6 protein-coding genes are annotated in these 7,825 nt (G+C 31.8%); all 6 read left to right on the forward strand.

What is annotated here, in order from left to right:
* Positions 1-257 precede the first annotated feature (257 nt).
* The 6 genes from ACY2RS_RS15300 (at position 258) to dgt (ending at position 7,606) form a co-directional block, all read left to right on the forward strand.
* Positions 258-464: a helix-turn-helix transcriptional regulator gene (locus ACY2RS_RS15300; RefSeq protein WP_418184480.1), complete on the forward strand. Its 207-nt coding sequence runs from the start codon at positions 258-260 to the stop codon at positions 462-464.
* On the forward strand, positions 465-1,670 hold the full coding sequence (locus ACY2RS_RS15305; RefSeq protein WP_490099540.1) for a DNA cytosine methyltransferase: 1,206 nt from the start codon (positions 465-467) through the stop codon (positions 1,668-1,670).
* Entirely contained in the window at positions 1,670-3,949 is a 2,280-nt protein-coding gene (locus ACY2RS_RS15310) for a sensor histidine kinase (protein ID WP_490099541.1), read from the forward strand. The genes ACY2RS_RS15305 and ACY2RS_RS15310 overlap by 1 nt, the downstream gene beginning before the upstream one ends.
* A complete protein-coding gene (locus tag ACY2RS_RS15315; RefSeq protein ID WP_490099542.1) occupies positions 3,946-4,830 on the forward strand; it encodes a response regulator in 885 nt (294 codons plus the stop codon). The genes ACY2RS_RS15310 and ACY2RS_RS15315 overlap by 4 nt, the downstream gene beginning before the upstream one ends.
* A gap of 616 nt (positions 4,831-5,446) precedes the next feature.
* The gene (locus ACY2RS_RS15320) at positions 5,447-5,851 is read left to right on the forward strand and encodes a hypothetical protein (protein ID WP_490099543.1); all 405 of its coding nucleotides are present in this window, start codon (positions 5,447-5,449) and stop codon (positions 5,849-5,851) included.
* Between the two features lie 147 nt (positions 5,852-5,998).
* Positions 5,999-7,606: a dGTP triphosphohydrolase gene (dgt, locus tag ACY2RS_RS15325; protein ID WP_490099544.1), complete on the forward strand. Its 1,608-nt coding sequence runs from the start codon at positions 5,999-6,001 to the stop codon at positions 7,604-7,606.
* Positions 7,607-7,825 lie beyond the last annotated feature (219 nt).

The raw sequence follows: 7,825 nt of genomic DNA on the forward strand, positions 1-7,825 counted from the left end.
TTGCATCACCGAAATTTGGATAAAATAAACTAACTTAGCTAAAACGTTCCAGCATCGGAACATTTTACAAAACCGTTACCTGCAAGCCGAAAAAAGAGCCACCGCACGGTCAAGCACATTTCATTTTGCTCGTGCCTCACAAAATAAAAAGAGCTTGTCCTTCCCCACCGCCACCCGAATGAAAATAACTTACGAAATGTAAATATTATTAGCAATAAGTTAATATATTTGCGTAAAACACAAATTAATTGGCTAAAGTGGAAATAAATAGAATCAAGGTCGCACTTGCAGAAACCAGAAGAAAAAACAAATGGTTAGCAGAAAAACTAGAGAAAGACGAATCTACTATATCGCAATGGTGTACTAATGCTAGACAACCATCTTTAGAAAATTTACTAAATATTGCTAATGCATTAGATATTGACATTAGAGAACTATTATACTCAACAAAAGAAAGTGCTTAAATGAACAATTCTAAAACATATATAGACCTGTTCTCGGGTTGCGGAGGACTTTCTCTTGGTTTACATAATGCAGGATGGAAAGGTGCTTTTGCAATTGAAAAAAGTGAAGATGCTTTTAAAACTCTTGAACATAATTTAATCAAAAAGAAAAAGCATTTTGATTGGCCTAATTGGTTAGAACAAAAACACCACGATATAAATGAAATTCTAGAGAATAATTCGAATGACCTAATTAAGTTAAGAGGGAAAATTGATTTGATAGCAGGTGGACCACCTTGCCAAGGATTTTCAATGGCTGGAAGAAGAATCGAAAATGACTCTAGAAATGACTTAATTAATTCCTATATTAAATTCATTGACTACGTAAAACCAAAATTGATATTCTTTGAAAATGTTAAAGGTTTCACACTTGGTTTCAAAAATAATGACAAAAAAGGTAAAGCTTATTCAACATATGTGGTTGAACAACTACAAAATTTGGGGTATTCTGTAAAAGGACAGTTAATCGATTTTTCCAAATATGGAATTCCTCAAAAACGAACAAGATTTATATTAGTTGGAATTCAAAATGATTTTATCAAAGAGAACCCATCTATTAATAAAGAAAGCTTTTTTAATGGAATTCAAAATAACAAAGAATCTTTTTTAGTTAGCAAAAATCTTACTCTGAATCCTACTTTAGAAAATGCAATTTCTGACTTACTACAATCTAACGGAGTAATTGAATCTGAAACGCCTAAATTTAAAGAAGGAGTTTATGGACAACCCTTATCAAATTATCAAAAATTTGTCCGAAAATATAAAAGAAAAAATGGCAGAGTTGATAGTCATAGATTTGCAAAACACACAGAAACAATAAAAGCCAGATTTAAGATTGCATTGGATGAAAACCTTACCAGCTCTGCATATAGAGAAAGATTCCAACTTAAAAAAAGTAGCACAAAAATACTTGAAGCAAACAAACCAACACCTACAATTACAACATTACCAGACGACTATATTCACTACTGCGAACCTAGAATTATGACAGTTCGTGAGTACGCTAGAATTCAATCTTTCCCTGACACTTATGAATTTAAGGGTAAATACACCACTGGAGGAAAAAGAAGAACACAAGAGGTTCCGAGATACTCACAAATTGGAAATGCAATTCCACCATTATTTGGTGAACAAGCAGGTTTAGTTTTAAAACAGCTTATTTCCTAATGCAGAAAAAACCACTACAATTTAAAATTAGTTCTGCATTAAAGAACATTATAGGAAGTGACTTAATTAGTGACGATTTCATTGCTGTTTTCGAGTTAGTCAAAAACTCATATGATGCACACGCAACAAAAGTTGAAATAACATTTGAGAATATATATTCCGACAATGCTAAAATCATAATCAAGGATAATGGCAAAGGAATGAACTATGATGATTTAATTAATAAATGGCTATTTGTTGCTTACTCTGCGAAAAAAGAAGGAACAGAAGAAGATAGTTACGATTATCGGGATAAAATCAAGATAAAAAGAGCGTATGCTGGAGCAAAAGGTATTGGACGCTTTTCTTGCGACAGACTTGGAGGAGAATTATACCTAGAAACAGTTAAAGATGAGAAGAATCCAAACGTTGAAACGTTACTTACTGAATGGGATAAGTTCGAAGGTAATTTAAAAGAAGAATTTGTAAACATAAGTGTACTTCACGAAACCATTCCTCAAACTAATTATGATATAGAACACGGAACAGTTTTAGAAATTTCAAATCTCAAAAGTGATTGGGATAAGGAAAAATTCTTAAGCTTAAAAGATGCTCTTGCGAAACTCATCAATCCAAATACTCAAATTGAGGGAGATGAATTCACAATTGAATTAATTGTTCCTGATGAACTTGAAAATGATAAAAAGGAAAGTGATTATCAAAACACCGTAAATGGTGAAATTCAAAATCTGATTTTTGAAACTTTAGAAATCAAAACAACAAAAATAGTAAGCTCTATAAATGATGGAGAAATTACAACTAGCCTAACCGAAGGCGGGAAATTGGTTTACAAAATAATTGAATCAAAAACCTATGACCATTTAGATAATGTTGATATCCAAATTTATCATTTAAATCAGTCTGCTAAAGCAACTTTTACAAGAAGAATGGGTACTCAACCGGTTGAATACGGACACGTTTTCGTATACAAGAATGGATTGCGTATTTACCCATATGGCGAAAGAGGTGAAGACCCTTTTAAGATGGATAATAGAAAGGCTCAAGGATATGCAAGATATTTAGGAACAAGAGATGTTTTAGGATATATCTCTATTTCCGAGCCTAATGATTCTTTAAAAGAAACATCAAGTAGAGGTGACGGCTTAATTAAAACTAAAGCGTATTTCGAACTTGTAGATTGGTTTTACTCTTCAATCAAAAAATTAGAAAAATATATTATTGACATTACCGATTGGGGTAATGAATTATCAAATGAAGATTACATTAAATTAGATAATAATAGTCAGAAGGAAGCTATCAAGAATTTGATTATTAACCTTACAAAGTCCAAAGAGTTAATTTCATTTGAAGTTTCCCCTGAAATTTTTGAGCTAATTGATAAAAAACAAGAAAAATCTACAAAAAACACTCTAACTAAAATTAAAAAACAATTAGAGAGTGATGATTACGATAAAGATGCTATTGTCGATAGTATTTCGAAAATTGAAAAAAATCTTGACGATTTAAAAAAATCAACTGAAGAAGCAACAGAAGAAGCTTTTGACAAGCTTATCAAAAATGAAGAACTCGAAACCAATCTTGAAACAGAAAAGAAAAAAGGTGCGTTTCAAGGTTCTTTGATTGGAACTGATAAGGAAAGAATAGTTGGGCTTCAGCATCAAATCTATCATTCGTCAAGTCGTGTGTCAAGAAACTTAAAACTCTTAATTAAACACCTTGGTCCAGATAATATTGATGATAAAACACAAAAGTACATCAAGACAATTTCATTAGAAGCATCCAAGATAAACTCTATTGCAAATTTCGTAACGAAAGCTAATTTTAATCTTAAAGCTTCTGAAGTTAAAATGGATTTAGTTGACTTTATTAAGGATTATATTAATGAACTTTACTTATTAGAAGACAAAGTTATTGATACTAAAATGAGTATGATAATTTCTGGTCTTGAAAACAAAGAGTTTGTAAAAGAGTTTAGACCTCTTGAAATCACGACAATAATTGATAATATAATTTCTAACGCAGAAAAAGCTGAAGCAAATTCTTTAAAGATAAATTTTGCGGAGCAAAAGAATAACCTTGTTATTTCTTTTAAAGATGATGGAAAAGGAATTCCTGAAAAGAATCTTGTTAAAATATATGACCTTGGTTTTACAACTACTAATGGCTCTGGAATTGGATTATTTCAAGTGAATGACATAGTAAAAAATAGCCTAAAAGGTGATATAAATATAGAATCAAAGATAAAGGAAGGTACAACCATTAAAATAACTATCAAATGAAATTAGATTACAAAATATTATGGTTAGATGACCAAATCAAAGACTTTATCGAAGACGAGATTATAGAAGAAGTTGAGGAATATTTGTCTCTACAAGGTTTTAGACCAGAAATTATCACAACCTCGAAGTCAGATGAATTTTTCGAAAAACTTGACAATTCATATGACCTTATACTTACAGATTATCATCTTAATGACATAAATGGTGATGAAGTAATTAAAAAAATCCGTAGTCAAGATTATTCAGTAATGACAGAAATTCTTTTCTATACGGCAAAGGCTGATTTAAAAGATACCGATAAGATTAGTAGAGTAAGTTTCCTAGAAACAAACACTCTTCTTGGTGACCACAGAGATGAAGTATTAAGGGCTACAATAAATTTGATTGAACTTACAATTAAGAAGTTTCAGAGTATAGTTGCTATGCGTGGTATGATTATGCACGAGACTAGCAGTTTAGATGTTGAAATGGAAAATATTCTTCAAAAAATAGTAGATGGTTCTCAAGCACCAGAAGAAGTTATTGCTACAATTAAAAAGAAGTATATAAAATCGAATGAGGAGTTCAATAAAAATATTGACAAAGTTGAAGATATTGAATCAATTTTAAGAACTATTGGTGCTTCTCATAGATGGAGAGCAATAGTTAGAAATTTAAGTGATGGGGAAATAAAGTCTATAATGGCAGACTATGAAAAAGAAATCATTTTGATTAGGAATAAATTTGCACACGCTGAATTAATTGATGATGGCGAGCGTCAGTATTTCAGAGACAGAAAAAATGGATTAGATTTTAATGAAGACTTCTGTAAAAAAGTCCGAGAGGATTTATTAAAGCATAAAGGGAATATTGACAGTTTGAATTCGGAATTGGGGAAATAGCCAACGCAAGTTCAAGCACATTTAAAGTTTGCTCGTGCCTCACAAATTTAAAAGAGCTTTCACGCCAACGCTAGCAAGTTTGCGGAAAGAAAAGCCAGCCAGGTAACAATGTATATAAAAAATAGGCGAAGTAATTGTAAAATCAAGGGTTTTGGCTCGTATCAAACTTTGTGCTTAACCGAAAGTTTAGTGCTTCGAAATCGCCTACTTTTCATATACTAACCGTTGCCATTCAGTTTTCCTGAAATGGTTTCTATCCGAAAATCTGAATGCCGAAAATTATAAATTCGTCTAGCCGGTGAGTCGCTAACGGAATTTTTCGAGCGGAAAAATTCGCAGATAAATCAAAGTTTCTAAAAGATTAAAGTTTCTGCTTCTGAATTCAAGTCTATGAAAATTCGTTCAGCGGATAACAATACTTGTATCTGAAAATATGTAAAAGCTAGTTTGCGGCAAACTCTTGTGGGTAAAACCGAAAAGGCAACAAAGTAAAAAGTCCAATGCTTCGGATTTTCCTATTCGGAAAATACTTGCATCACTGAAATTTGGATAAAATAAACTAACTTAGCTAAAACGTTCCAGCATCGGAACATTTTACAAAACCGTTACCCAACATTTGAAAAAAGCTACTTACATACAATTTAAAGCTCCAAAAACGGAACAAAAAACTCAATCAGACGGAATTGTTAAACGGACTTTTAAAAGTGCAATCGTCGGAATTTTGACCTCTATAATTCCCAAAGCGAATCCTGATTTTGAAAATAAAATTGACCTAGTAGAAAGCTGGCTAGTTGAATTGGATTTTGAAACCGGAATTCCTGAACGCGAAATCGGATTAAATAAAAATGGACAAGTGATTTTAAAAATGCCGTTTAAAAATAATTATGGATATTGGACTGACAACAACTTGATATTAAAAGATTTCAAAAAACATTTTAAAACTTCAGAAATCAACAATACGTATTTTGAAAAATATTGGAATTTATTTGACCAAATAGCGGACAAAAAAAACGTTGGGTAACATTGTATAAAAATAATGCTTAGTTTAGTGCTTAATCAAGAGTTAGTGCGCTTTTGTTAGCTTCTGATTTTCCTTCGGAAAATCCTCGCACACAAAACCGCACTATTCTTATACGTAACCGTTAGCTCTAATTTAAAACCACATCGAATGGCAGAAAGAATGAATTGGAATAATCTATTATCAAAGAAAAGAGTTTCTGACTTTGACCAATGCGGTATTCCAGGAAAAAAATCTCAATTAATCGACCCAAGAAGTCCATTTGAAAAAGATTTTGACCAGATAACATTTAGTTATCCTTTCAGAAGACTTCAAGACAAAACACAAGTTATTCCCTTTCCAAAATTTGACTTTGTGCATACAAGATTAACTCACAGCCTTGAGGTTGCATCTGTCGGTCGTTCTTTTGGGAAATTAGCGGCCGAATTAATTTTCAATGAACTAGACAAAAAGACTATTGACGAACTAAATATATGCCATTCGGACATTGGAGCTTTAATAGCGGCTTCGTGTTTAGCTCACGATATTGGAAATCCACCTTTTGGACACTCTGGCGAAGATTCAATTTCACATTACTTCATTCAAAACGATTACAATTTTAAACCTGACTTTAAAGAAGAAAACGGAAAATATTACACCGTGAATTATGGTTACGATGAGGAAAAGGATGAGCATACCCAAATTAAAAATGAAGTTCCACTTGAAAAGGCCTTAACTAGCATAAAGAGATATAAAGATTTATCGAATTTTGAGGGTAATGCGAATGGCTTTAGGATAATTACTCAAAACTGTGATAGAGGTATTAATCCGACTTTAGCTTTACTTGGCACATTTACAAAATATCCAAGAGAATCCTATCTAGAGAAAAATCCATTTGATGGCATTGAGAAATCAAAAAAACCAAAAAGCCAAACCAAATACGGCTTTTTTCAAGAACAAAAAAAGCTATTTGAATTTGTAGCAAATGAATTAGGCTTAATTAAGGTTAAAGGAATTGGGAAAAATGATTCTGCATACTATAGACATCCACTAGCTTTTCTAATGGAAGCATCTGACGATATTGCTTATGGAATGATTGACTTTGAGGATGGTTGTAGACTTGGGCTAATTGATTTTGATAAAAAGTACTCTAATATCTCATTAAGAAATAAAGAGAACAAAAAGAAAACGGTCAAAATAAATAAATCACCAAAAGAAATTTTAATTGAAATAGCTGTATTAGACGAAGCTTTTTCCCTAGAAAAATTAAATTCATTCTCTGACTTTAAGCAGCAAATTTCTTATTTACGAAGCAAGGTTATTAACGTTATTATTCATCAATGCTTTGATGTATTCAAAAAAGAATATGAAAAAATAATGACTGGAAAATTTGACAAAGCATTAATTGATTGTATTGAAAATGATTCCATAAAAGAAAACCTAGATTTAATGGGTACATTAGTCAGAAAATTTGTTTACCAATACTCACCTGTTTTGGAAAGTGAGGCAAGTGGTTTTGAAGTTATGGAGCATCTGATTAATTCTTTTGCAATAACAAGTAATATCTGCTATTCGTGTGGAGAAGAAGAAACTGCAAGAGATAAAAAAATGAGAAGTCTTTTGCCTGACGAATTTCAACCTGAAAACGAAAAAGAAATTGAAAGTTTATCAGATGATGAGAAATACGAGAGAGTACTAAAAGTCCTTGATTATATTTCTGGAATGACAGACAAATATGCTGTTAGTCTTTACAGGAAAATTAAAGGAATTGAAATATAAAAACTAGAGCTAACAACGTGTATAGCCAATTGCTTGGTCTGTGTGTACTCGGAAAACCCTACGGATTTTCATCTGGTTCGTTTTCTTTTGCTAACTTAGTTCTAGCCAACGCAACTAACCATACACGAACACGTTGGCAAACATTATGACTCGTCCTGAATAAAGGCTACATAATTTTAAACATTATGTACAAAAATGACAAAGTAATTAGACGGTATT

Source organism: Patiriisocius sp. 208BN25-11 (assembly GCF_058147145.1).